Origin of the sequence: Actinoallomurus sp. NPDC050550, from assembly GCF_040655075.1 — a bacterium.
Taxonomy (GTDB): Bacteria; Actinomycetota; Actinomycetes; order Streptosporangiales; family Streptosporangiaceae; genus Actinoallomurus.
Window position 1 is genome coordinate 60,722 of the sequence record NZ_JBFAJC010000009.1, and the last position, 22,622, is coordinate 83,343.

Consider the following 22,622-nt stretch of genomic DNA (forward strand, 5'->3'; position numbering starts at 1 on the left):
TCTGGCGATCAGCGGCCACTTTCGGCAATGAGCGCTTCAGGTCACCTGCCAGACGTGGAGGAGGTGGTCATGGCTGGTCAGCACCTGGTGCCAGGTGGACGGGATGCCAGGGAACGCGATCCGCGCGGCGTCGCCGCAGCGGGGACAGGCGTCGCTGCCGACGCTGTACGCGACCACGTAGTCGCCGGCGGCGGGCTGCCCGGCATTGGTCAGCGGCCGGAGACGGCCGCGCCACACCCGGTGGCCGGTGGGGCTGACGAAGTAGATCGGGATGATCCGGTACAGCTTCGTGTCCGTCCACACCGTCCGGGCGCCCGAGCGGGTCAGCCAGGAGCGGAACTCCGGCAGCGCGTCCGACGACACGCGCGGTGAGCCCGCCCAGCCGGATTTGCCCGGGAGCCCGAGGACGGACAGCCCGGTCACGGCCAGCCCGACGCAGCCCACGACCACCACGGGCGCGGCCGACCGGACGCGCTCCGGCAGCCGGACCGCGCGGGCGAGCAGCCACAGCACCGCGACGCCGCCGAGGACGAAGGCTGGGAACAGGGGATACCAGTACCGCAGGAGTTGCAGGCGCAGCTTCGGATGCGCCGGGTTCAGCACGCCGCCGAGCAGGGTGAGCGGCACCCACAGCATCGCGACCCACAGCGCGAACACCCCGGCCCGCCGCACGTTTCGCCCGCCGCCGACCGACTCTCCCTCGTCGGAAGAGTCCCCGCGGCGCGTCCACACCCGTACGAGCCGGACGGCGCAGAGCGCGCCGGCGCCGAGCGTCAGGGCGAGGAGCAGGAGGAGACCCGGCCCTTCGGGGAGCATGGCGAGCTGCTGCGGCAGCCGCCACAGGTAGACCCACAGTGGCAGGTTGTGAAAGGTCTTGGCGACCTCCGGGCGGGACGGCAGGTCGCCGAGGCCGGAGCCGGCGTGCAGGCGGGCCAGCGGGTCGTGGTACAACCACGCGTTGAACACCGTCTCGCCCACGCCGGTCAGCGCCACCGGGACGAACGCCCACAACGTGTCCCACCGGCCGATCCGCCGCCACAGCAGGACGGGGACCAGCGGCCAGGCGAAGACGATGAACTCGCGGACGAGGTAGCTCCACCCCATCAGCACGCCGATCGCGACGAGCCAGATCCGTCGGTGCGCGAGCAGGCTCCGGCGGACCGCGACGGCCAGGGCGACGGCGGCGGTGAACAGGGCGGTCGCGGGCAGGTCCGGCAGCAGCTCGGTGCCGGCCACGACCACGATGCCGATACAGGCCAGGACCACCGCCGACACCGCGCCGACGAGGCGGTTGAACAGCATGCGGCCGATCGCGTACACGGACGCGAACAGCAGCAGGGCCGCCGCGACCGGGAAGGCGTGGTAGGTCACCTCGGAGTACCCGAAGAAGCGCATCACCACGGCGGTAGGCGCGGTCAGCCCGATCCGCAGGTACTGGTGGTTGAAGATCGGGTCCGCGGGCCGCGACGGGAACGACCGGGCGGCGTCCATGTAGCGGCTGTGGTCGACCGGCTGCGGCACCGACAGGTTCCACAGCAGCAGTACGGCGTAAACCACCAGCAGCGCGGCGGGCAGCAGGAACTCGTCGCGGCGTCGGCGCGGGGCCGCCGCCGCGACGGCCGGTTGGGAGGCGGTGTCCAGCATCAGAAGATGACGTGCTCCTCGGCGGGTCCGTGGAACGCGACGCGGCCGTGCCGCATCAGTTCCTCGTCGCTGACCTTCCAGGTGTGCGCCTCGCGGTCGCCGCGCACGGAGACGAAGTTGAACCGGTCGGCGGAGTAGATCCCGACGCCCTCGGCCTGCGCGCGGCGCAGCAGGTCGCTGTCGACGGCGCGGGGCAGGTCGGAGAACCGCAGCTTCCGCATCGCGTCGCCGTCGGCGAGGATCGTGCCGCCCTGGATCAGCTCCGCCTCGGTGTGCTCCAGATGCGGGAAGCGCAGCAGGGTCACGCCGTGGGTGCGCATCTCGCAGTAGTGCGCGCCCTTCCCGATCAGCCCGGCCGTCGTGTGGTCGAAGGCGTACGCCAGGTCGCTCAGGTAGTGCGGGCCGTACAGGTTGTCGTCGTCCATCTTGGCGAGGTAGGCGCCGTCGGCCGCGTCGATGCCGAGGTTGAGCACGGCGCCGAGCGTCAGCCCCGCGTCGGCGGACAGGACCACGACGTTCTCCAGCCCGGCGGCGCGCGCCTTGGCCTCGGCCCGGTCGGAGGAGAAGCCGTGCGTGACGAGCACGAGCTGCAGCGGCCGGTGGACCTGGCAGGCGACCTGCTCGATGGCGTGGTCGATCTGCTCGGGCCGGTTGGTCGGCAGGATCACCGAGATCGAGCGCTCCCGGCTGGGCACGGAAACGCCCGCCGCCGACAGGACCGAGTCGACCCGGTGCCCGTACAGGTGCTTGGCGAACACCTCGCGCATGGCCAGGTGCCCGATCTGGTCCCGCAGGTCCGCGCTCTTCATCAGCTCGACGAGCGCCTCGGTCGTCTGCTCCGGAGTCGTGGAGAGTCGCACGAGGTCGCCGAAGACCTCCTCCAGAGCCCGGGAGTGCCCGGAGACCACCGGCGTGCCGCAGGCCGACAGCTCGAACACGCGGCGCGCGCACATCGTCGGCGACTTCGTGACCGAGTTGACGTTCAGGAAGATCTTGTACGCCTTGTACGCGGCGAGCATCCGCTCGTACGGCAGCGAGCCGACGATGTGGTCGGCGTACTCCGGCGGGAACTGGAAGTCCGGGTCGTCGGAGATGCGGCTGTAGATGTGCAGGTCGAACTCACGGGCCGGGGCGAGGATCGTGTCCATCTGCGCGGCCCGCTCGGGGTACTTCTTGGAGTGGTACGTCCCGGCGAACGCCACCTCGTACTTCCGCCCGCCCGGCACGGCGACCGGGTTGTGGATGCGCGGCTGCGCGCCGAACGGCAGCAACGCGACCCGGTCGTGGCCCAGCGCCTCGACGTAACGCGGAATGCAGTCGGCGTCGACGGTGAAGACCCGGTCGAACAGCTTGGCCGTCTCGATGAACCGGTCGAAGTTCGGCGGGTCCTCCTTGTTCCAGAAGACCGTCGGGATGCCCTGGGCGCGGCACCAGGCGACGAGGTCGCGCACGGGCTGCTTCGGCGCGCCGGCCGCGCTCATCATCGTCGCCCACCGGCCGTCGTTGCCGTGCCAGGCGGACTCGACGAACAGCAGCGCCGGCTTCTCGCGTTCGAGGACCTCACGCCAGTCGTCCGGGCCGAACTTGATCTGCTGCCACTCGTACCGGAACGCCATCGCGCTGAACACGTCGAGGATCACCGCGACCTTCAGGTCGCGCGCGACCGGCCCGTCCGGGACGACGACTTCCGGGATGGCGATCGCGGAGTAGTGCCCGCTCTGGTCGGGCGAGCCGGTCGTCGTGACCGGCTTCGGCTCGGTCAGGCGCGGCGGCGCCTTCAGCGCGCTCGCCACGTTCTTCGGCAGCTTGAGCGCCTCGGCGGGGCGCTTGGCGCTCCACAGCGCCTCGCCGAGCCGCCACCACTTGCGGCTCTTGGCCGACTTCAGCTGCCAGGTGACGTACTCGGTGCGGTACGCCTGGTGGGCCAGCCGCGCCTCGAGGTTCTTCATCCGGGCGTTGACCTGCTCATAGCGGGCGATCGCGACGTCGTAGCGACGCATCCGCTCCTTCTCGTCGTGCATCGACTCCTGGATCGCGATGAAGGCGCGCTCCATCATCGGCTGGGAGTCGAGGATGAGCCGGTCCGGGTCGGCCATCGCCCCCGGCCGTGCCCGCACCCGCAGGTACTTGTCGACGATGTCGAGGCTCTCGATCGAGACGTGCGGGGCGAGCAGCCGCACCACGGAGTCCACGTAGAAGGTGGCGTAGTGGTCGTGGTGTTTGCTGAGGCCGAACGGCGTCGTCAGGGCGAGCAGCCCGTCCGGGCGCAGCACCCGCGCGGCCTCCTTCAGCAGCGGGGAGGCGTCCGGGGAGTGCTCGATGATCTCGCCCATGATGACCGTGTCGAACGAGTCGTCGGGCACGTCCAGGGCGGACGCGTCCGCGAGCCGATAGGTCAGGCGCTCCCGTACGTCCTCCGGCTCGGCTTCGCGCTCTTTGTTCGCGTACTCGACACGGTCGGCCTGGATGTCCACGCCCAGGGCTGTCAGCCCACGCCGTGCGCACAGGAGCGAGGCGATGCCCTGCGAGCACCCGATATCGAGCACCTCTCCGGTGGCTTGGTCGACGAGCCAGTGGATACGATCACGAGCGACCCGCTGCGTGCTTTCGGCCCAGATCTCGCCTTTGTAGACCTCGGAGATGCGATCGGAGTTAGCCATTGAGCCTCTTGTCGTTGGGAGTGGCGCAGAGACGATAGCCGCATCCGGCGAACGGACGGTGTCGAGCAGACGACGCCGGGGTAATCGACGGAGAATTAAGGTGGTCACCGTGGCAGACATGGGCTCCCCGCGGTAGATGGCATCTCCGCATCCGCCGGATAGGGTCCTGGGGTGGGTCCGTGACGTAGTGGGCGGCAGGATCACCTCGATCCGCTCGATGGGCGCAGGCTCGACGACCCTGCACGCGATCGACGCCGGGATCGATCCGGTACGCCGCCTGGTGGTCCGCCGGTTCCACGACCTGGCGCGGCTGCGGACCGACCCCTGGTACGTCCCGGCCAACGAGGCCGCCGTCCTCGAACTCCTCGACGACACCGAGGTCCCCGCCCCGCGCCTGCTCGCCGCCGACCCGTACGGCCGTATCTGCGACGTCCCCGCGCTGCTGGTGACGCGCGTGGCGGGCCGCCCGGCGGCCACGCCGTGGGACATGGACGCCTACCTGGCCGCCATGGCCCAGGCCCTCGCGCGGGTCCACGAGGTGCCGCCCGAGCCGGACCTGCGGTCCTACGCGCCGTATCACGATCCCGCCGTGTACGGAGAGCGGCGCCCGCCCGCCTGGTCGGGCAGCCCCGAGCTGTGGCAACGGGTCTTCGAGGTGATCTCCGGCCCCGCCCCCGAGACTCCCACCGGGTTCATCCACCGCGACTTCCATCCGGGGCAGACTCTGTGGTCCGGGGACCGGCTCACCGGCATCGTCGACTGGACCACCGGATGCCGGGGCCCGTACGGCGTCGACCTGGCCCGGATGCGGATCAACCTGGCCATCGAGTACGGCGTCGACGTCGCCGAACGTTTCCTGGCCATCTACCAGGCGACGGTCGGCCACGACGGCCGCCACCCCTACTGGGACCTCCTGGACGCCGCCGACATGATCCTCGACATGCCCGTCCCGGAGACGCAGGCCGTCGCCGACGGCTACTCCCGCTTCGAGCACTGGACGGCGATCGCCCTGGCGAGCCTGTGAACCGCCCGCCTGCGGATCTCGCGTCTTGGGTGCGCCCGGGGTGGATCTCCGGAGGACGGCACGGAGGCCCAGGTGGCCGCCTGAGTCCGGCTCCGGGGTCTTGACGAGGAGTGCTTGCTTTTCCTAGCCTTAAGGTAAGGAAAGCTTCTTAACTAATGCTCGTCGGGGTCCCCGGTCTCCTGTGCCGGGAGCGGGCGTGACCGGCCGCGGCCCGTCCGGCCGCCGATTCCCACCGGAGGTCGAGCTTGACATCCGCTCCCACCGTGCCGTCGCGTGCGCCGCGCCGGCCCCGGCTCCCCAGGGTCCTGACGGCCTCGGCGGCGACCGCGGCCCTCGCCGCCGTGCCGGGCGCTCCCGCCGTCGCCGCCGTACCGCTCCCGACGGCAGGTCACGCCGTCGCCGCCCCACAGGTCGTCCCGGCGCCTGCGTCCCTTCGCGCGCTCTCCGGGGTGTCGTTCTCGCTCACCCGGCGCACGCGGATCCTCGTACGGCCCGGGGCGGACCGCGCCGGGACGTACCTCGCCGGGATCCTGCGCCGCTCCACCGGCTACCCGGTGCCGATCTCGCGTACCGGCGGGGCCACGGGCGCCATCGCGCTGTCCCTCACCGGCGGGGGCGGCGGCGAGGCCTACCGCCTGAGCGTGCGGCGCGACTCGGTGTGGCTGTCCTCCGGGACGCCGGCCGGGCTGTTCCGCGGCGTTCAGACGCTCCGCCAGTTGCTGCCGCCCGCGATCGAGTCCGCCACCGTACGGCCGGGGCCGTGGAGCGCGCCCGGCGTCGAGATCGAGGACGCCCCGCGCTTCGCCTGGCGCGGCACGATGCTCGACGTGGCACGCCACTTCTTCACCGTGCGCCAGGTCGAGCGCTACATCGACACGGCCGCGCTCTACAAGGTCAACATGCTTCACCTGCACCTCAGCGACGACCAGGGCTGGCGCATCGCGATCCCCGGCCGGCCGCGTCTGACGTCGTACGGCGGCAGCACCGCCGTCGGGGGCGGCCCCGGCGGCTTCTACACCGAGCGCGACTTCACCGAGATCGTCCGGTACGCCGCCGAGCGCTACATGACGGTCGTGCCCGAGATCGACGGTCCCGGCCACACCAACGCGGCGCTCGCCTCGTACGCGGAACTGAACTGCGACGGCCACGCCCCGCCGCTGTACACCGGCACGGACGTCGGCTTCAGCTCTCTGTGCATCGGCAAGCCGGTGACGTATGAGTTCCTCGACGACGTCCTCGGGCGGCTCGCGAAGTTCACCCCCGGCCCGTACCTCCACATCGGCGGCGACGAGGCGATGAGCACCAAGCCCGCGGACTACGCCGAGTACCTGCGGCGGATCGAGGAGATCGTGCGGCGGCACGGCAAGACGCTGACCGGGTGGGCCGACATCGGGGCGGCCACCGTCCCGCGCGGTGCCATCGCGCAGTACTGGCAGCCGGCGAAGGGCTCGGAGGAGGGCACCGCGACCGCCCGCGCCGCCGTACGCCAGGGCGCCCGGCTCGTCATGTCGCCCGCCGACCACGCGTACCTCGACATGAAGTACACCGCGAGCACTCCGCTCGGCCAGGACTGGGCCGGCCTCGTCGAGGTCCGCGACGCGTACGAGTGGGACCCGGGGACGCTCATCGACGGGGTCTCGGACAAGGACGTGGCCGGGGTCGAGGCGCCTCTGTGGACGGAGACCATCGTCAGCGACCACGACATCGACTACATGACGCTGCCGCGCCTGCCCGCCATCGCCGAGATCGGCTGGACGCCGCAGAACGGGCGGTCGTGGAACGACTTCCGGTTGCGCCTGGCCGCCCAGGGGCCTCGATGGGCGGTGCTCGGCCGCGCGTACTACCCTTCGCCCCAGGTGCCCTGGCCCACGTCCTGAACGGCCCGGGATCCGGACGGTCCAGCGAGGTCACTATTCACGGCCGAAATCAGACAAGCGTTGTGATTTTCCGTCAAGTAAAGACTTCTTCCCCTGCGCTCACCTGGGGCGTTAAGTTCGGAATGTTCCGGTATTAGGCGGGTGTGCCGATCCTACGAGGATCTTCCCAAATGAATCGCACCGCCCAGCCCGCCGCCCGGGACCAGAGATGGAGAGGCGCGTCGATCCGCCCCAGTAGATCCAGCCTCTCCACAGACCGGCCTCTCGCGCATCCGGGGCCGGTGATAAGGGCGCTGGACGCCGTGGGTGACGAGACACCGGCGTCCAGCGCCCCATTAACGGGGGAGGGGCCGACGGTGACCGACAGGACCGGACGGGCGGCGGCCTGGATCGGCAGGCCCATGGGCGAACTCACCGACGAGGAGCTGACGGAGTTCGCCGAATGGCTGGCCGGGGAGCGCCCCGCCGACGACCCCATGCTGATCGCCGTCCGGCGATTGCGCCGCGAACGGATGTCGGGCGGGGAGCCGAGACGTCCCGGGGAGCAGATGCCGGGCGGGGAGCCGGGACGGCCCGAGGAGCGGGTGCCGGGCGGTGGGTCGGGACGGTTCGGGGAGCGGCGCACCCGATAATGGCCTGTCATGGAGGAACGTCTCATCGACAGGATCGGCCGGCGTGTGTCGGTCGTGGGGCTGGGCACCTGGCAGCTGGGCGCCGACTGGGGCCAGGTGGAGGAGAAGGACGCGGTCGCCGTCCTCGAGGCGGCGGTCGAGTCCGGGGTCACGCTCCTCGACACGGCCGACGTCTACGGTGACGGCCGCAGCGAGCAGATCATCGGCCGTTTCCTGCGTGCTCACCCAGGGCTCTTCGTCGCGACGAAGATGGGGCGACGCGCGCCACTCGATCCGGCGGAGTACACGCTGGACAACTTCCGCGCCTGGACCGACCGGTCGCGGGCCAACCTCGGCGTCGACACGCTCGACCTCGTCCAGCTGCACTGCCCGCCGACGCCGGTCTACTCCCGCGACGAGGTCTTCGACGCCCTGGACACCCTCGTCGACGAGGGACGTGTCGCCGCGTACGGCGTCAGCGTCGAGACGTGTGACGAAGCGCTGACCGCGATCGCCCGCCCGGGCACGGCGAGCGTCCAGATCATCCTCAACGCCTTCCGGCAGAAGCCCCTGGAGCGGGTTCTGCCCGCCGCCGCCGAGGCCGGCGTGGGCATCATCGCGCGGGTTCCGCTGGCGTCCGGTCTGCTGTCGGGACGCTACCGCCACGACACCCGGTTCGGTCCGGCCGACCATCGGACGTACAACCGGCACGGCGAGGCGTTCGACGTCGGTGAGACGTTCTCGGGGGTGGACTTCGACACCGGCGTGGAGGCGGCGCGGGAGTTCGCCGCGTTCGCCTCGCCGGGCGCCGTCCCAGCCCAGATCGCGCTGCGGTGGATCATTCAGCAGCCCGGTGTCAGCACGGTGATCCCCGGCGCCCGCAACGCCGAGCAGGTCCGCGCCAACGCGGCAGCCGCCGATCTGGCACCGCTGCCCGAGGCGACGCTCGACGCCATCCGCGACCTGTACGACGGCCGGATCCGCCCACAGGTCCACAACCGCTGGTGACGCCCGCGCCGGGACCGGACGGCAACGGCGCGGCACGTCGCCATCGGCGCTGCGCCAGTGACGGCCGCGCCGGGGCTGGACCGCAAGGGCACGAAGCTCCGCGCCAGTGACGGCCGCGCCGGGGCCGGACCTTCCGCGACGGGAGACACACTCTAGATCTCGGCATGTGCATAATGCACATGCCGGGATATGATGCCGATCACATGAGGGTGCCGGCCGCGCCCCCCGCGCGCCAGCGCGTCGATCCGCGGGCCGTCCAAGGGCCGATCCGCGCGGGCGGTGTCCCAGAGGGGGTCACATGCGGCGCACAGACCCAGGCGTCCCATCGCCTGACCACGGCTGGCGGAAGAGCCGGTACAGCAATCCCAGCGGCTGCTGCGTGGAGCTCACGTGGGCCTCGCCGCCCACGCCCACCACGGCGGGAGCACCGACGTCGAGACCCGCGGAGGGCGGCACGTGGACCGAGCGCCACGACACCGCCTGAGCACCTGAAGGCGCCCGCACCCCGCCGTTCCCCGGACCGGGTGACCTCGGCATAACACGCCGTCCGGGTCGCGGCCACCCTCGCCTCGCCGATGGCCGGACCCGGACGAGTCGCTCTCCAGGGCATGATTCGCCCGCCCGTCGGCGAATCCGCCGATCATGCGCCCGGCCCGGGGTGCCCGCCGGCGGCGACCGGTCGCCGTGGGGGCGGACCGGCGACGCCGCGCGGCGGTACCGACAGGTAAGGTCATGACCAGCGTGGGGGAGCGGGAGGTAGGCGTTTGAACGACCGTCTGTGGACGTGGCCGAACGCATTGAGTTTCGCGCGTCTGATCGGTGTTCCCGTCTTCTTGTGGCTGGTCCTCGTCAAGGAGGACTGGTGGGCGCTCGGCATCCTCGTCTTCGCGGGGCTGTCCGACTGGCTCGACGGCAAGCTGGCGCGCATGCTGGACCAGACCAGCGAGCTCGGCACCCTCCTCGACCCGGCGGCCGACCGGCTCTACATCTTCGCGACGCTCATCGGGCTCGTCGTCCGGGACGTCGTACCCCTTTGGGTGGCGCTCCTCCTGGTCGCCCGCGAGGTGTACATGGCCGTGCCCCTCGCCATCCTGCGGCGGCACGACTACGCCGCCCTCCCGGTGCACTTCGTGGGTAAGACCGCGACGCTCTGCCTGCTCTACGCCTTCCCGCTGCTGTTCCTGGGCGCCCACACGGGGACCTACGCCACCGTCGCGAAGGTCTTCGGCTGGGCGTTCACGATCTGGGGAACGGGTCTGTACTGGTGGGCCGCTGTTCTCTACACCGTCCAGGTCCGCCGGCTGGTGCTGGCCGACCGCACGTCCGGCGAGCTGAAGGGAGCGGAACCCCGACCATGATCGGCGCACCCGTGAAGGAGTGGCTCCATTGAAGGCCGTGGTGATGGCCGGCGGCGAGGGCACTCGCCTGCGTCCGATGACCGCCAACCAGCCCAAGCCGCTTCTGCCGGTGGTCAACAAACCGATCATGGAACACGTGCTGCGCCTGCTCAAACGGCACGGCTTCACCGAGACCGTCGTCACCGTCCAGTTCCTCGCCGCGCTCGTCCGCAACTACTTCGGCGACGGCGAAGAGATCGGCATGGCGCTGAGCTACGCGACCGAGGAGATGCCCCTCGGCACCGCCGGCAGCGTCAAGAACGCCCAGGACGCGCTGCGCGACAACCGCTTCCTCGTCATCTCCGGCGACGCGCTCACCGACATCGACCTGACCGACATGGTGCGCTTCCACCGCGAGAACGGCGCGCTCGTCACCATCGGCCTCAAGCGCGTGCCCAACCCGCTGGAGTTCGGCATCATCATCGTGGACGATGACGGCCGCATCCAGCGGTTCCTGGAGAAGCCGACATGGGGACAGGTGTTCTCCGACACCGTCAACACCGGCATCTACGTCATGGAGCCCGAGGTCCTCGACCACGTCGCGGCGGGCGAGTCCGTCGACTGGTCGGGCGACGTCTTCCCCAAGCTGCTCGCCGAGGGCGCCCCGCTGTACGGCTACGTCGCCGACGGCTACTGGGAGGACGTCGGCACCCACGAGAGCTACCTCAAGGCACAGGCCGACATGCTGTCCGGCAAGATTCGGGTCGAGCTGGACGGCTTCGAGATGTCACCGGGCGTCTGGGTCGGCGAGGGCGCCGAGGTCGACCCCGAGGCGATCCTGAAGGGGCCGCTGTACATCGGCGACTACGCCAAGGTGGAGTCCGGCGCGGAGCTGCGGGAGTTCACCGTCCTCGGCAGCAACGTCGTCGTCAAGGAGGGCGCCTTCCTGCACCGCGCCATCATCCACGACAACGTCTTCGTCGGGCCCCAGACCAATCTCCGTGGCTGCGTCGTGGGCAAGAACACCGACATCATGGCCGCCGCCCGTATCGAGGAGGGCGCGATCGTCGGCGACGAGTGCGTGATCGAGGCCGAGGCGTACATCTCCAGCGAGGTCAAGGTCTACCCGTTCAAGACGATCGAGGCGGGCGCGGTCGTCAACACGAGCGTCATCTGGGAGTCCCGCGGCCAGCGCACCCTGTTCGGGCCCCGGGGCGTGTCCGGCCTGGTCAACGTGGAGATCACGCCGGAGCTGGCGGTGCGGCTGGCCAGCGCGTACGCCACCACCCTCAAGAAGGGCGCGGGCGTCACCGCGTCCCGCGACGCATCCCGGGCCGCCCGCACGCTCAAGCGCGCCGTGCAGAGCGCGCTGACCGCGAGCGCGATCAACGTCCAGGACCTCGAGGCCTGCCCGGTCCCCGTGGCCCGCTACGAGACCGCCCGGGAGGACTGCTCGGGCGGCATCGTGATCCGTACGACCCCGGGCGACCCGCAGGGCGTCGACATCCTCTTCCTCGACGAGAACGGCGCGGACCTGTCCCAGTCCGCCCAGCGCAAGCTGGAGCGCGTCTTCAGCCGGCAGGAGTACCGGCGGGCGTTCCCCGGCGAGATCGCCGAGCTGACCTACCCGCCCCGCATCTTCGAGACCTACGCCCGCGACCTCCTCCGCTGCATCGACATGCGCGGCGTCCGCGAGGCCGAACTGAAGATCGTCATCGACTGCGCCGGCGGCACCGCCTCCCTCGTCCTGCCGCAGCTGCTCGGCCGGGTCGGAGTCAGGGAGGTCCTCACCGTCAACAACCGCCTCGACGAGGTGTCGCCCACCGAGACCCTCGCCGAGCGCATGCGCGACCTGCAGCGCCTGGGCGACCTCGTGTCCTCCTCGCGGGCGGCGTTCGGCGTCCGCTTCGACACCGTCGGAGAGCGCATCAGCCTCGTCAACGAGAACGGCGAGCTCATCAGCGACGACCGCGGGCTGCTCGTCGTCCTCGACCTCGTCGCCGCCGAGCGGCGCGGCGGCCGGGTCGCCCTGCCGGTCACGACGACGCGGGTCGCCGAGCAGGTGTGCCGCTTTCACGGCGTGCAGGTCGAGTGGACCTCCACCTCCCAGGACGTGCTGACCAAGGCCACGACCGCGGAGGACATCATCTTCGCCGGCGACGGCCGAGGCGGCTTCGTGACCCCCGAGTTCAGCCCCACGATCGACGGCATCGCCGCGTTCATGCGCCTCGTCGGCCTGGTGGCGCGCACGCGCCTGACCCTCTCCCAGATCGACCAGCGGATCCCCGAGGCCCACCTGCTCAAGCGGTCGGTACCCACCCCCTGGGCGGCCAAGGGCAGCGTCATGCGGCACGTCGTCGAGGCGGCCGGCGACCGCACCATCGACACCACCGACGGCGTCCGCGTCATCGAGGACGACGTCGGCTGGGTGCTCGTGCTGCCCGACCCGGCCGAGGCGGTCACCCACCTGTGGGCCGAGGGCACCGACCCTGACTCCGCCCAGTCGCTCCTGGAGAGCTGGGCCGGCGTCGTGGAGGCCGCCGGCTCATGATCGACCAGAACGCGAGTGCCGACGAGGCGGGTTCCGGTGCGCGTACGGACGCCGGCGCTCCGACCGACGACCCGGCGGAGGCCGTCCCCGTTCAGACGGATCCCGGGGAACGGGACGGAGGCGCGCCGTCCCGGCCCCGACGCCCCTGGTGGCGGCGATGGGCGCGGCGGCTGGGGCTGACCGCGCTGGCCCTCGCCGTCGTCGCGACACTCTTCTCGGTCGTCTACAACGCCGCCACCGCCGGCCGTGCCCAGGCCCCGGCCGGGCTGACCTATGTACGGACCGGCGACCTGATGACCCGGTACCGCGCCTGGGGCACCGCAGGGTCGCCGGTCGTCCTCGTACACGGGGCCGCCGAGTCCGCCGACACCTGGGAGCCGGTCGCCGACCTCCTCGCCCGCGACCACCGCGTGTACGCCCTCGACCTCAACGGGGCCGGTTACACCTCCCGGCGTGCCCCGTACAACCTCGATCACCAGACGCGGCAGCTGCTGGCCTTCCTCGACGCGCTGAACCTGCGACGGCCGCTGCTGGTCGGCCACTCGTCCGGCGCGGCGACGATCGCGGAGGCCGCCTTGCGCGCACCGGACCGCGCCGGCGGGCTGATGTTCCTCGACGGCGACGCCCTCAGCACCGGGGCCGGGCCGCCGCCCGCCTTCCGCTACCTGGTCGCGCCGCCCTATCGGACCACCATCCTGCGCCTGGTCGTGCACTCCGACTGGCTCATCCGCACGATCTATTCCACGCAGTGCGGTCCAGGCTGCCCGCGGCTGGACGCGGCCGGGCTGGACCGGTGGCGCAGGCCCTTCCAGGTGGCCGGCGCCGAGTCCGGGGTCTGGGGCATGCTGCGGTACGGCGTCCCCGGCCTGGCCGAGGCCCGGCTCACGCTGCTCCGGTCGGTCGGCGTGCCCAAGGCGGTGGTGTACGGAGCGCAGGACGCCGTGTTCGCCAAGGACTCCGCGGCCCAGACCGCGCGTCGGATCGGCGCCCCCGATCCGACGCTGATCCCCGGCGCCCGGCATCTGACGCTGATCTCCGCGCCCTCTCAGGTCGCGCGGGCCGTCGAGGACCTCGCCGCCCGCCGCGTCCCCTGAGCCGGCGAGCTGTCAGCGGCCGCGTGCGCGGCGGAGCCGCCCGGAGACCAGCGCGGGCCCGGCGTGCACGATGACGCCGGCGAAGTCCCCGGACGCCTCCGCCACCCAGTACGTGTGCTCGAGGATCACGGCCGGCACGCGGCTGATGACCGGTGTGCGACCCGACCCGGTGAACTCCGCCGTCACCGTCGACACCCCGGCGGGCAGCTGACCCCAGGCCAGCGCCCATCCTGGGCCTCCCCGGGGATTGCGCCAGGCGCCGCGGAGGACCGACACCGACACCGGCGTGGCGACGCAGACGTCCGTCAGCCGGCGCCCCTCGTACACCTCTAGAGCGGCGCGATCGGCTGCGGCCCGGCCGATCCGGACCGTCCAGCCACTGATCGGCAGCCGCATGAGCGGGACCACGCCCGCGCGGTCCCCCGTCGTTCCCCCATATCCCCTGCTGCGCATGGGACCAAGTCCACCGTGCGTTTCTGGGAAGGCCGTGCACGCTTCCTAAGAGTTGTCTGTGAAAGGGCCGCCGACCGGACCGGGGCCGCCCACTCCGCTCGCTGCGGCGGACTCGCTCTGCTGTCTGGTCGCTCGTCCTTCTCACTCGCTTCGCGGGCGGCTCGTCCCTCACCGCCCACTCCGCTCGCTGCGGCGGACTCGCTCCGTGTCCGGCCGGTGCCGCGGGCTTGGGAGAATGTCCGGATGAGTGAACGGGGAGAAGGAGCGCGCTGGAATCGGCCCGACGCCTCGATGTCGCTGCTCGCCGACCTGCTCGCCGGGAAGGGGCTCGACCCCGGCTACGAGGAGGCCGCCGCCCGGCGAGCCGCCGACGGCGACCGGAGCAGCCGCACGGGCCGGTCTGCGCGGCTGCTCGCCGGCACCCTCGTCCTCGGCCTGCTCGGAGCCATCGCCGTCGTCCAGGTACACCGCGGAGAACCCGTCGCGCAGCGGCAGCGCAGGGCGCTGCTCACCCAGATCCGGCAGCGGACCGGAGAGAGCGAGGCGTTGCAGCGGCAGGCCGACCGGCTGCGGGGGCAGACCGACCGCCTCCGCCGGACGGTCCTGGCGCGCAGCGCCGACGGGCGTACCGCGCGCCAGGAGATGGACCGGCTGGCCGCGGTCGCGGCGGACGCTCCGGCCCGCGGAGCGGGGCTGACGGTCGTCCTGGACGACTCGAACCTCCGGGGGTATCCGCAGGACGGCCGCGTGACCGACCAGGACATGCAGCGGCTCGTCAACGCCCTCTGGGCCGCTGGAGCGACCGCCGTCGCCGTCAACGGGCAGCGGATGACCGCCACCACCGCGATCCGCTTCGCCGGCGATGCCATCCTGGTCGACTACCGGCCGCTGTCCCGGCCCTACACCGTGACCGCCCTCGGCGATCCGCGCCGGATGGACGGGACGTTCGCGAGTTCACCGGCCGCCCGATCGTTCCGTACCCTCAAAGCCGCGTTCGGCATCCGCTTCGACATCCGCCAGGAGGACAGCGTGCTACTTCCCGCCGCGCCGGCCCCCAGTCTCCGCTACGCGGGGGAGGTGCCGTCGAGGTGATCGCTCTGGTCGGGCTCCTGGCCGGGATCGCCCTGGGCCTGTTCTTCCATCCCGACGTGCCGTTGTGGCTGCAGCCGTACCTGCCGATCGCGATCGTGGCCGCGCTCGACGCAATGTTCGGTGGCCTGCGCGCCCGCCTGGACGGGATCTTCGACGAGAAGGTGTTCGTCGTCTCCTTCCTCAGCAACACGATCATCGCCGTGCTCATCGTGTTCTTCGGCGACCAGCTCGGCGTGGGGTCGCAGCTGTCCACCGGCGTCGTGGTCGTCCTCGGCATCCGGATCTTCTCCAACGTCGCCGCCATCCGCCGCAAGCTCTTCCAGGCATGAGCGAGTCGAAGACGGATCCGGGCCGCGCGCGCCGGTTCGACCGGGGGCGGCTGCTCATCGGGGTCTTGTGCGCGGCCCTGGGGTTCGCCGTGACGGCCGAGGTGCGCTCCAACGACCGGACCACGAAGTTCGCGACCGCCCGGCAGGACGAGCTGGTCGGGATCCTGGGGGACCTCTCCCAGCGTTCGGAGCGGCTGCGGGGCGACATCCGGGATCTGGAGAACACCAAGTCCGGGCTCGAGCGCGACACGCAGGGCCAGACGGCGGTCGAGGACGCCCGGCGGCGCGCCGCGACGTACGGCATGCTGGCCGGCACCCTGCCCGCGGCGGGTCCCGGCATCCAGTTCACCGTCGACGATCCGCGCGGTCGCCTGCGGGCCGAGGACCTCCTCGACACGCTGGAGGAGCTGCGCGACGCCGGGGCCGAGGTGATCCAGGTCGACGACGTCCGCGTCGGCGTCAGCACGTATCTCGCCGACGCGGCCTCCGGAGGCGTCGTCGCCGACGGGCGGATTCTGACGCGGCCGTACCGGTTCCTCGTCATCGGCGACCCGCACACGCTCGCCACCGCGCTCGGCATTCCGGGCGGAGTTCTGCAGACGCTTCGGAACTCCGGCGCGCGGGGGTCCGTTGCCCAGGAACAGAGGATCGTCATCCGTGCGATACGGTCGCCATAGACCGAGGGTGCGGCCGCGCGCCGGGGCTTCCCCGCGCGGCGGCATGGACCGACGATCACTGTCGAAGGTAGCTTGAGGGGACAGGACTCTTGTCATGGTTGACCCCTCGGTCAATGCCGCGTAGGTTGCGGCAACCGTCGTGATGGCGGACGAGGGAATGAAAGCGCCATTACCGACGGTGCTTGAAGGGGGGATCGTGTGCTGGGGCTGACCGGAGGTACGGTGCCGATGGTGCCGTCAGTGCTCGACGTCCGCGCCGTACGGTGCCAGAGGCACACCCGAGGCCATAGGTAGGAGGCCGAGCCGATCAATGCCGAGCGTCTACTGCACGCAGTGTGGTCACGCCAACCCGGAGGATGCGCGATTCTGCTCGCAGTGCGGAACTCCACTCACCCGTAGCGCGGCGCCGCCGCCGATGCCGGGCGAGCCGGGCGACTCGACGTCGACGATCTCGCTCGGCGCGGTTCCCGACGTGGAGCCGGGCGGCGATGAGCTGTCCCCCGACCAGATGGCGGTCGAGGCGCTCCCGCCGGACACCGCCCTGCTGGTCGTGAAGCGGGGACCAAACGCCGGGAGCAGGTTCCTGCTCGACAGCGACAAGACCACGGCGGGGCGTCACCCGGAGAGCGACATCTTCCTCGACGACGTCACCGTGTCCCGCCGCCACGCCGAGTTCTACCGTCGCGGATCGCAGTTCTCCGTGCGCGACGTGGGCAGCCTGAACGGCACCTACGTCAACCGCGAGCGGATCGACGAGGCGGGCCTGTCCGGCGGCGACGAGGTCCAGATCGGCAAGTTCCGGCTGGTGTTCCTCACCAACCCGCAGTACGCCGCCGACGGAAGGGGCGATGGCCGGCCGGCGGGAGGGCCGTGACGAAGCCGGAGGCGCGGTGTGGCCGATTCTGAGGGGGCGCGCGGGGGCCGTGCGCCTAAGGACGCGGTGAGTGACGGGCGTCACGCGGGCACGCGGGCGCCGCAGGACGGCGTGCGGCTGCGCACGCCGTCGGACCGGGGGTGGGAATGAGCACGTCCGCGGCCCGTGCGTACATGACGATCGGGGAGGTGCTCGGCCTCCTGTCCGCCGAGTTCCCCGACATCACCGTTTCGAAGATCCGGTTCCTTGAGGCGGAGGGGCTGATCGAGCCCGAGCGCAGTCCGTCGGGCTACCGCAAGTTCGTCCCGGCGGACGCCGAGCGGCTGAGGTTCATCCTGGCCGCTCAGCGCGACCACTACCTGCCGCTGCGCGTCATCAAGGAGCACCTGGACGCGGTCGACCGCGGCCTGGATCCGCCTCCGCTCGGCGCCCGGCGCCGGGCGCCCCGGGGCCTCGTCGCGACCGACAGCGTCGCCGATGAGACTGCCGAGGTGCGCCTGACCCGCCGGCAGCTCGCCGACGCGGCCGGGATCGACGGCGAGGCCCTCGACGAGCTGGAGGAGTTCGGGCTGATCCGCCGGGCGGGGAGCCACTACGACCGGGACGCGCTCATGATCGCCCGTGCGGCGGCGGCGCTGCGGTCGTTCGGGTTCGAGGCGCGTCACCTTCGGGCGGTGAAGTCCGCCGCGGAGCGCGAGATCGGCCTGATCGAGGCGGCGGTGGCGCCCACCATGCGCCAGCGCAGCCCGGGTGCGCGCGCCCGGGCCGCCGAGACCGCCCGGGAGATCGCGGCGCTCTCGCTGAAGTTGCACGCCGCGCTGGTCTCAATGGGGTTGCGGGAAGGCCTCGATCCGTAGAGATCGCGATTTCGACTCGTCTTCGACTCCCCGGCTCAGCGGGACTGGGGTGTACGTTGGCTACAAGGGTTTCGGGTAGCCGTCTTCAGCAGGGAGCCGCTGTGAAGCAGATGGAGGTCGTCGGCGTACGGGTCGAGATGCCCTCCAACCAGCCGATCGTGCTGCTGAAGGAGACGGACGGCGACCGTTACCTACCGATCTGGATCGGCGCGGTGGAGGCGACCGCGATCGCCTTCGCCCAGCAGGGTGTGCTGCCGGCGCGCCCGCTCACGCATGATCTCTTCCGCGACGTCCTCGAGGCCTTCGACGTCCAGTTGCGCACGGTGAACATCACGGCGCTGCGGGAGGGCATCTTCTTCGCCGATCTGGTGTTCTCGAACGGCGCCGAGGTGAGCGCCCGCCCCTCCGACTCGATCGCCTTGGCCCTGCGGACCGGCGCGTCGATCTTCGCCAGTGAGGACGTCCTCGACGAGGCGGGCGTGGCGATTCCCGACGAACAAGAGGACGAGGTCGAAAAGTTCCGGGAGTTCCTGGACACGATCTCTCCGGAGGACTTCGGCCGCGCCACCTGAGCGGCGCCTCGTACCCGGCACCGGGACCACGTCTCGGGCGCCTCTCAGTCGCGCCCCGAAATCGACGCCGCCGACCCGCCCCGGGCACCTTCCGGCGCGCTCCCGGCATGCGTCGCCATGACTCCGCTCAGTAGCAGGATCGTAATCCGGAGGGAAAGGTTTCCTCCCCGCTTCCCGGGAACTTCTGTGCCTCAAAGAGCGTCACAACGTGGGTAGGTGCCGTTGTAAGCGTCGATTGCGGGGTTTATTAGACGTCGTAACAGTTTGTGTTGGCTGCGACGCGCCGACCGCGAACGTTGACCCTGCAGGGGTCGCGACCTACCGTGCTGCTTGAACACCTGCGGCGTAATTCCGTCAAACCCCCTTGGTGGATCGCTGCGGGATGATAGAGCCGGAGGTCCGCGTGGCGGCAAGCAGCGGCGAGGGCAAGGCGACCCGCGAAAGGCACGATGCGTCTCAACGCGCCGGGGAGCAGGGGCTCCTGTTCGGCGGGAGCGTGTCACCTCTGCCCGACGACGTCGGGTTTCGCGGTCCAACGGCATGCGCCGCGGCGGGCATCAGCTACCGCCAGCTCGACTACTGGGCGCGCACGGAGCTCGTGGTGCCCAGCGTGCGCTCCGCCCACGGCTCGGGCTCCCAGCGCCTCTACAGCTTCCGCGACATCCTGGTGTTGAAGGTCGTGAAGCGGTTGCTCGACACCGGCGTCTCCTTGCAGCAGATCCGCACGGCGGTGGAGCACCTGCGCGACCGCGGGGTCCACGACCTGGCGCAGATCACCTTGATGAGCGACGGCGTGAGCGTCTATGAGTGCACGTCGCCCGACGAGGTCGTCGATCTCGTGCAGGGCGGCCAGGGGGTGTTCGGGATAGCGCTGGGCCGGGTGTGGCAGGAGGTCGAGGGCAGCCTCGCCGAGATGCCCTCCGAGCGTGCGCACGCGGGCGGTGACAGCCCACACGACGAGCTGGCCCGCCGCCGAAGGGTCCGCAAGACCGGTTGAGGACGGGCTGAGATTGAGCGTCACGGAGCAGAAGGACGACAAGGAGTTCAAGCGGTCGCCGAGTCACTTCACCGACCGCATCGCCGCCGACGGATCCTCGCCCTGGCCGGTCGAGCCCGGGAGGTACCGCCTGGTGGTCAGCCGCGCCTGCCCCTGGGCGAGCCGGGCCGTGATCGTACGGCGGCTGCTGGGCCTGGAGGACGCCATCTCGATGGCGATCGTCGACCCGATTCAGGACGAGCGCAGCTGGCGATTCACCCTCGACCCGAACGACCGTGATCCGGTCCTCGGCATCCGATTCCTGTCCGAGGCGTACCAGAAGGCCGAGCCGGGTTACGACGGCGGGGTGAGCGTCCCGGCGATCGTCGACGTGCCCAGCGGGCGGCTCGTGACCAACGACTACCAGCAGATCACCCTTGACCTGTCCACCGAGTGGACGGCCCACAACCGGCCCGGCGCGCCCGCGCTGTACCCGGAGCGGCTCCGGGACGAGATCGACGCCGTCAACGAGGATGTCTTCCGCGACGTGAACAACGGCGTTTACCTGACCGGCTTCACCCGGGACCAGGAGGCGTACGAGCGGAGGTTCCGCCGCCTGTTCGACCGGCTCGACGCGCTGTCCGAACGGCTCGAGCGCCGGCGCTACCTCGTCGGCGACACGATCACCGAGGCCGACATCCGGCTGTTCGTCACGCTCGTACGGTTCGACGCCGTCTACCACGGCCACTTCAAGTGCAACCGCAGCAAGCTGACCGAGATGCCGGTGCTGTGGGCGTACACCCGTGACCTGTTTCAGACGCCGGGTTTCGGGGACACGGTCGACTTCGACCACATCAAGCGGCATTACTACTACGTCCACCACGAGATCAACCCGAGCAGGATCGTGCCGCTCGGCCCGGATCTGCGCGGCTGGACGACCCCGCACGGCCGCGAGGAGCTCGGCGGCCGGCCTTTCGGCGACGGCACTCCGCCCGGCCCCATTCCCGCCGCAGAGCGGGTGCCCGCGCTGGCGTGACGAGTGGCGCCCTCCAGGACGCCATCCCGCGTTTCTACGGCCGAACGGGTTCCTGCTCCGCGGAGACGATCGGCGGCAGCGTGCGGCGCCCGCGGACCGGGGACAGCGAGACGGGAAGGAAGGCCACGGTGAGCAGGACGGCGCCCGCCCAGAGCGCCGTGCGCACCGTGGACAGCTCGCCGATCAGTCCGGCCGCGGCGGAGCCGACGGCGAGCGCGCCGGTGAGCCCCAGCGCACCCGCCGGCAGACCGAGGTCGCGGACGAAGACCACCGGGAGCATCGTGTTGACGATCTGGGTGCCGAGGTTGGTCAGTGTCGCCGTGAGCGCGAGCGCGCGCAGCTCCCGGTCGCCGAACACGTGCCGCAGCCCGTCCGCGATCCGTGCGCCCAGCCGATCGGGACGCTCGGGCCGGAGCGGCACCAGATCACCGTCGACCGCGGTGAGCCGGAGAGCCGAGGCGAGGTAGGCCGCGGCCGTGCACGCCACGTCCACGGGCGCCGTGAGTACCTGGACGAGGGCGCCGCCCGCGCCGCGTCCGGCGACGTTGCCGGCGGCGATGAGGCTCACCACCGCGGCGTTCGCCTGGACGAGGCTCTCGCGTCCGACCAGCCGCGGCAGAACGCTCTGCGATCCGACGTCGAAGAAGACGGTGGCGCAGCCGTTCAGCAGGGCGATCGCATAGAGGAGACCGGGGGTGAGGCCGCCCAGCCAGACGGCCGCCGATATGGAGGCGAACAGCCCAGCCCGTACGAGGTCCGCGGTGATCAGCACGCGCCGATGGCGCATCCTGTCCACCCAGGCGCCGGCGGGCAGCCCGATGAGGAGGAACGCGACGGTGCCCAGCGTGCCCAGGGCCCCGATCTGCCCGGGACCCGCACCGAGCCGGGAGACGGCGATCAGCGGAAGCGCCACATAGCCGACGTTGGTGCCGAGCTGGCTGAACACGGTGGCGGCGAACACGGCGCGGAAGGCCCGGACCCGCCACGGAGAGGACGGCTGCGTGATCGCTCAGTGGGTCCGTGAGGCGGCGGCGGCCGGTGCCTCCACGGCCGACGGGGGTCCGGGCCGTGCGCGCGTCATGCCGACGCCGACGAGCACGACGGCCATCCCGGCGATGACGCGGAGGCTGAGGGGCTCGCTGAGGACGATCGCGCCGAGCGCCACCGAGACGACCGGCAGCAGGTACCCGACGGTGGCCGCGCTGGTCGCGCCGTCGTCCGCGATGAGCCGGTAGTTGAGATAGAAGGTCAGACCGGTGCTGAAGATCCCCAGGATGACCACGGCGATCAGGGCCTTCGCGTCCGCGTGGACCGGCGCGAAGCCGTCGGCGGGCAGGGTGAGGACGCTCAGGCCCGTCGCCGCGATGAGCTGGGCCGCGGAGAGCGCGATGGGAGCGGTGCCCTTCCCGGTCAGCCTGCGGGCCATGTACGCGAAGGCGATCGCGTAGCTCGCCGCCGCGCCCAGCAGGACGAACGAGCCACGGCTCACGAACCCGGCCGCGTGCCACGGCGCGAAGATCAGCAGGGTCCCGGCGAAGCCGAGGAGCAACCCGCCCAGGCGGACGGGGCGGAGCCCGCGCTCGGTGCCGATGGCGAGGCCCACCAGGAGGGACCACAGCGGAGTCGTCGCGTTCAGCACGCCGGCCACGCCCGAGCCGACGGTCTGCTCGCCGATCCCGAAGAGGAAGAACGGCAGGGCGTTACAGAAGAAGGCGGCCACGACGAGACGCCGCCACGTCCCGAGGTCCCGGGGGAGACGCTGCCCCGCGGAACGGGCGAGACACAGGAGGACGGCCGACCCGAGCGCGGCGCGGACGACCGTGATCTGGACGGGGGTCAGCCCATGGTTCAGGGCGAGTTTGATCCAGAGAAAGCCCGATCCCCACAGCAGCGCGAGCGCCGCCATGCGCACCAGAGAGCCGCGTCCGCCGATCACTGTGAGCCTCCGTC

20 protein-coding genes are annotated in these 22,622 nt (G+C 71.3%); 15 read left to right on the forward strand and 5 right to left on the reverse strand.

What is annotated here, in order from left to right:
• Positions 1-36 precede the first annotated feature (36 nt).
• Together AB0I04_RS14945 and AB0I04_RS14950 are read right to left on the reverse strand one after the other, a co-directional pair.
• Positions 37-1,644 (reverse strand): glycosyltransferase family 39 protein, encoded by a 1,608-nt coding sequence (locus tag AB0I04_RS14945; RefSeq protein ID WP_360884058.1) that lies wholly within the window; start codon positions 1,642-1,644, stop codon positions 37-39.
• Positions 1,644-4,304: a methyltransferase domain-containing protein gene (locus AB0I04_RS14950; RefSeq protein ID WP_360884061.1), complete on the reverse strand. Its 2,661-nt coding sequence runs from the start codon at positions 4,302-4,304 to the stop codon at positions 1,644-1,646. Before AB0I04_RS14950 ends, AB0I04_RS14945 begins: the two co-directional genes overlap by 1 nt.
• Before the next feature lie 217 nt (positions 4,305-4,521).
• Here AB0I04_RS14950 and AB0I04_RS14955 point away from each other — a divergent pair, with 217 nt between their 5' ends.
• The 7 genes from AB0I04_RS14955 to AB0I04_RS14985 all read left to right on the forward strand — a co-directional run bounded on the left by AB0I04_RS14955 (position 4,522) and on the right by AB0I04_RS14985 (position 13,806).
• Complete coding sequence (locus AB0I04_RS14955; RefSeq protein WP_360884064.1) at positions 4,522-5,328, forward strand: aminoglycoside phosphotransferase family protein; 807 nt, start codon at positions 4,522-4,524, stop codon at positions 5,326-5,328.
• A 263-nt stretch (positions 5,329-5,591) separates the two neighbouring features.
• A complete protein-coding gene (locus AB0I04_RS14960) occupies positions 5,592-7,205 on the forward strand; it encodes a beta-N-acetylhexosaminidase (RefSeq protein ID WP_360884066.1) in 1,614 nt (537 codons plus the stop codon).
• Positions 7,206-7,561: 356 nt separating this feature from the next.
• Positions 7,562-7,837 (forward strand): hypothetical protein, encoded by a 276-nt coding sequence (locus tag AB0I04_RS14965; protein ID WP_360884069.1) that lies wholly within the window; start codon positions 7,562-7,564, stop codon positions 7,835-7,837.
• A gap of 9 nt (positions 7,838-7,846) precedes the next feature.
• Positions 7,847-8,824 (forward strand): aldo/keto reductase, encoded by a 978-nt coding sequence (locus AB0I04_RS14970; protein ID WP_360884072.1) that lies wholly within the window; start codon positions 7,847-7,849, stop codon positions 8,822-8,824.
• A gap of 764 nt (positions 8,825-9,588) precedes the next feature.
• Entirely contained in the window at positions 9,589-10,182 is a 594-nt protein-coding gene (locus tag AB0I04_RS14975; protein ID WP_360884075.1) for a CDP-alcohol phosphatidyltransferase family protein, read from the forward strand.
• Positions 10,183-10,210: 28 nt separating this feature from the next.
• The gene (locus tag AB0I04_RS14980) at positions 10,211-12,712 is read left to right on the forward strand and encodes a mannose-1-phosphate guanyltransferase (protein WP_360884078.1); all 2,502 of its coding nucleotides are present in this window, start codon (positions 10,211-10,213) and stop codon (positions 12,710-12,712) included.
• Positions 12,709-13,806 (forward strand): alpha/beta hydrolase, encoded by a 1,098-nt coding sequence (locus tag AB0I04_RS14985; protein ID WP_360884081.1) that lies wholly within the window; start codon positions 12,709-12,711, stop codon positions 13,804-13,806. Before AB0I04_RS14980 ends, AB0I04_RS14985 begins: the two co-directional genes overlap by 4 nt.
• A gap of 12 nt (positions 13,807-13,818) precedes the next feature.
• Here the strand turns inward: AB0I04_RS14985 and AB0I04_RS14990 are convergent, their stop codons facing one another.
• Positions 13,819-14,259 (reverse strand): hypothetical protein, encoded by a 441-nt coding sequence (locus AB0I04_RS14990; RefSeq protein ID WP_360884084.1) that lies wholly within the window; start codon positions 14,257-14,259, stop codon positions 13,819-13,821.
• Positions 14,260-14,502: 243 nt separating this feature from the next.
• On the opposite strand from AB0I04_RS14990, the gene AB0I04_RS14995 reads away from it, so the two are divergent.
• The 8 genes from AB0I04_RS14995 to AB0I04_RS15030 all read left to right on the forward strand — a co-directional run bounded on the left by AB0I04_RS14995 (position 14,503) and on the right by AB0I04_RS15030 (position 20,672).
• Entirely contained in the window at positions 14,503-15,351 is an 849-nt protein-coding gene (locus AB0I04_RS14995) for a DUF881 domain-containing protein (RefSeq protein WP_360884086.1), read from the forward strand.
• Positions 15,348-15,680 (forward strand): small basic family protein, encoded by a 333-nt coding sequence (locus AB0I04_RS15000; protein ID WP_345430249.1) that lies wholly within the window; start codon positions 15,348-15,350, stop codon positions 15,678-15,680. Before AB0I04_RS14995 ends, AB0I04_RS15000 begins: the two co-directional genes overlap by 4 nt.
• On the forward strand, positions 15,677-16,357 hold the full coding sequence (locus AB0I04_RS15005; RefSeq protein WP_360884088.1) for a DUF881 domain-containing protein: 681 nt from the start codon (positions 15,677-15,679) through the stop codon (positions 16,355-16,357). Before AB0I04_RS15000 ends, AB0I04_RS15005 begins: the two co-directional genes overlap by 4 nt.
• 310 nt (positions 16,358-16,667) lie before the next feature.
• Entirely contained in the window at positions 16,668-17,231 is a 564-nt protein-coding gene (locus tag AB0I04_RS15010; RefSeq protein ID WP_360884091.1) for an FHA domain-containing protein, read from the forward strand.
• Positions 17,232-17,377: 146 nt separating this feature from the next.
• Positions 17,378-18,088 carry a MerR family transcriptional regulator gene (locus tag AB0I04_RS15015; protein ID WP_360884094.1) on the forward strand — a complete coding sequence of 237 codons (711 nt, stop codon included), beginning with the start codon at positions 17,378-17,380 and terminating at the stop codon, positions 18,086-18,088.
• Positions 18,089-18,189: 101 nt separating this feature from the next.
• The gene (locus AB0I04_RS15020; RefSeq protein ID WP_252781406.1) at positions 18,190-18,660 is read left to right on the forward strand and encodes a bifunctional nuclease family protein; all 471 of its coding nucleotides are present in this window, start codon (positions 18,190-18,192) and stop codon (positions 18,658-18,660) included.
• A gap of 403 nt (positions 18,661-19,063) precedes the next feature.
• Positions 19,064-19,657 (forward strand): MerR family transcriptional regulator, encoded by a 594-nt coding sequence (locus AB0I04_RS15025; protein ID WP_360884097.1) that lies wholly within the window; start codon positions 19,064-19,066, stop codon positions 19,655-19,657.
• 13 nt (positions 19,658-19,670) lie between these two features.
• Complete coding sequence (locus AB0I04_RS15030) at positions 19,671-20,672, forward strand: glutathione S-transferase C-terminal domain-containing protein (protein ID WP_360884100.1); 1,002 nt, start codon at positions 19,671-19,673, stop codon at positions 20,670-20,672.
• 34 nt (positions 20,673-20,706) lie between these two features.
• On the opposite strand, the gene AB0I04_RS15035 is transcribed toward AB0I04_RS15030, so the two are convergent.
• Positions 20,707-21,678 carry an MFS transporter gene (locus tag AB0I04_RS15035; protein WP_360884574.1) on the reverse strand — a complete coding sequence of 324 codons (972 nt, stop codon included), beginning with the start codon at positions 21,676-21,678 and terminating at the stop codon, positions 20,707-20,709.
• 3 nt (positions 21,679-21,681) lie between these two features.
• Entirely contained in the window at positions 21,682-22,608 is a 927-nt protein-coding gene (locus tag AB0I04_RS15040) for a DMT family transporter (protein ID WP_360884103.1), read from the reverse strand.
• Positions 22,609-22,622: the final 14 nt, after the last annotated feature.

Coding starts and splice junctions, on each gene's coding strand:
- AB0I04_RS14945 (WP_360884058.1), bottom strand. CDS start 1,644: ATGCTGGACACCGCCTCCCAACCGGCCGTCGCGGCGGCGGCCCCGCGC.
- AB0I04_RS14950 (WP_360884061.1), bottom strand. CDS start 4,304: ATGGCTAACTCCGATCGCATCTCCGAGGTCTACAAAGGCGAGATCTGG.
- AB0I04_RS14955 (WP_360884064.1), top strand. CDS start 4,522: ATGGGCGCAGGCTCGACGACCCTGCACGCGATCGACGCCGGGATCGAT.
- AB0I04_RS14970 (WP_360884072.1), top strand. CDS start 7,847: ATGGAGGAACGTCTCATCGACAGGATCGGCCGGCGTGTGTCGGTCGTG.
- AB0I04_RS14985 (WP_360884081.1), top strand. CDS start 12,709: ATGATCGACCAGAACGCGAGTGCCGACGAGGCGGGTTCCGGTGCGCGT.
- AB0I04_RS14990 (WP_360884084.1), bottom strand. CDS start 14,259: ATGCGCAGCAGGGGATATGGGGGAACGACGGGGGACCGCGCGGGCGTG.
- AB0I04_RS14995 (WP_360884086.1), top strand. CDS start 14,503: ATGAGTGAACGGGGAGAAGGAGCGCGCTGGAATCGGCCCGACGCCTCG.
- AB0I04_RS15005 (WP_360884088.1), top strand. CDS start 15,677: ATGAGCGAGTCGAAGACGGATCCGGGCCGCGCGCGCCGGTTCGACCGG.
- AB0I04_RS15010 (WP_360884091.1), top strand. CDS start 16,668: ATGCCGAGCGTCTACTGCACGCAGTGTGGTCACGCCAACCCGGAGGAT.
- AB0I04_RS15015 (WP_360884094.1), top strand. CDS start 17,378: ATGAGCACGTCCGCGGCCCGTGCGTACATGACGATCGGGGAGGTGCTC.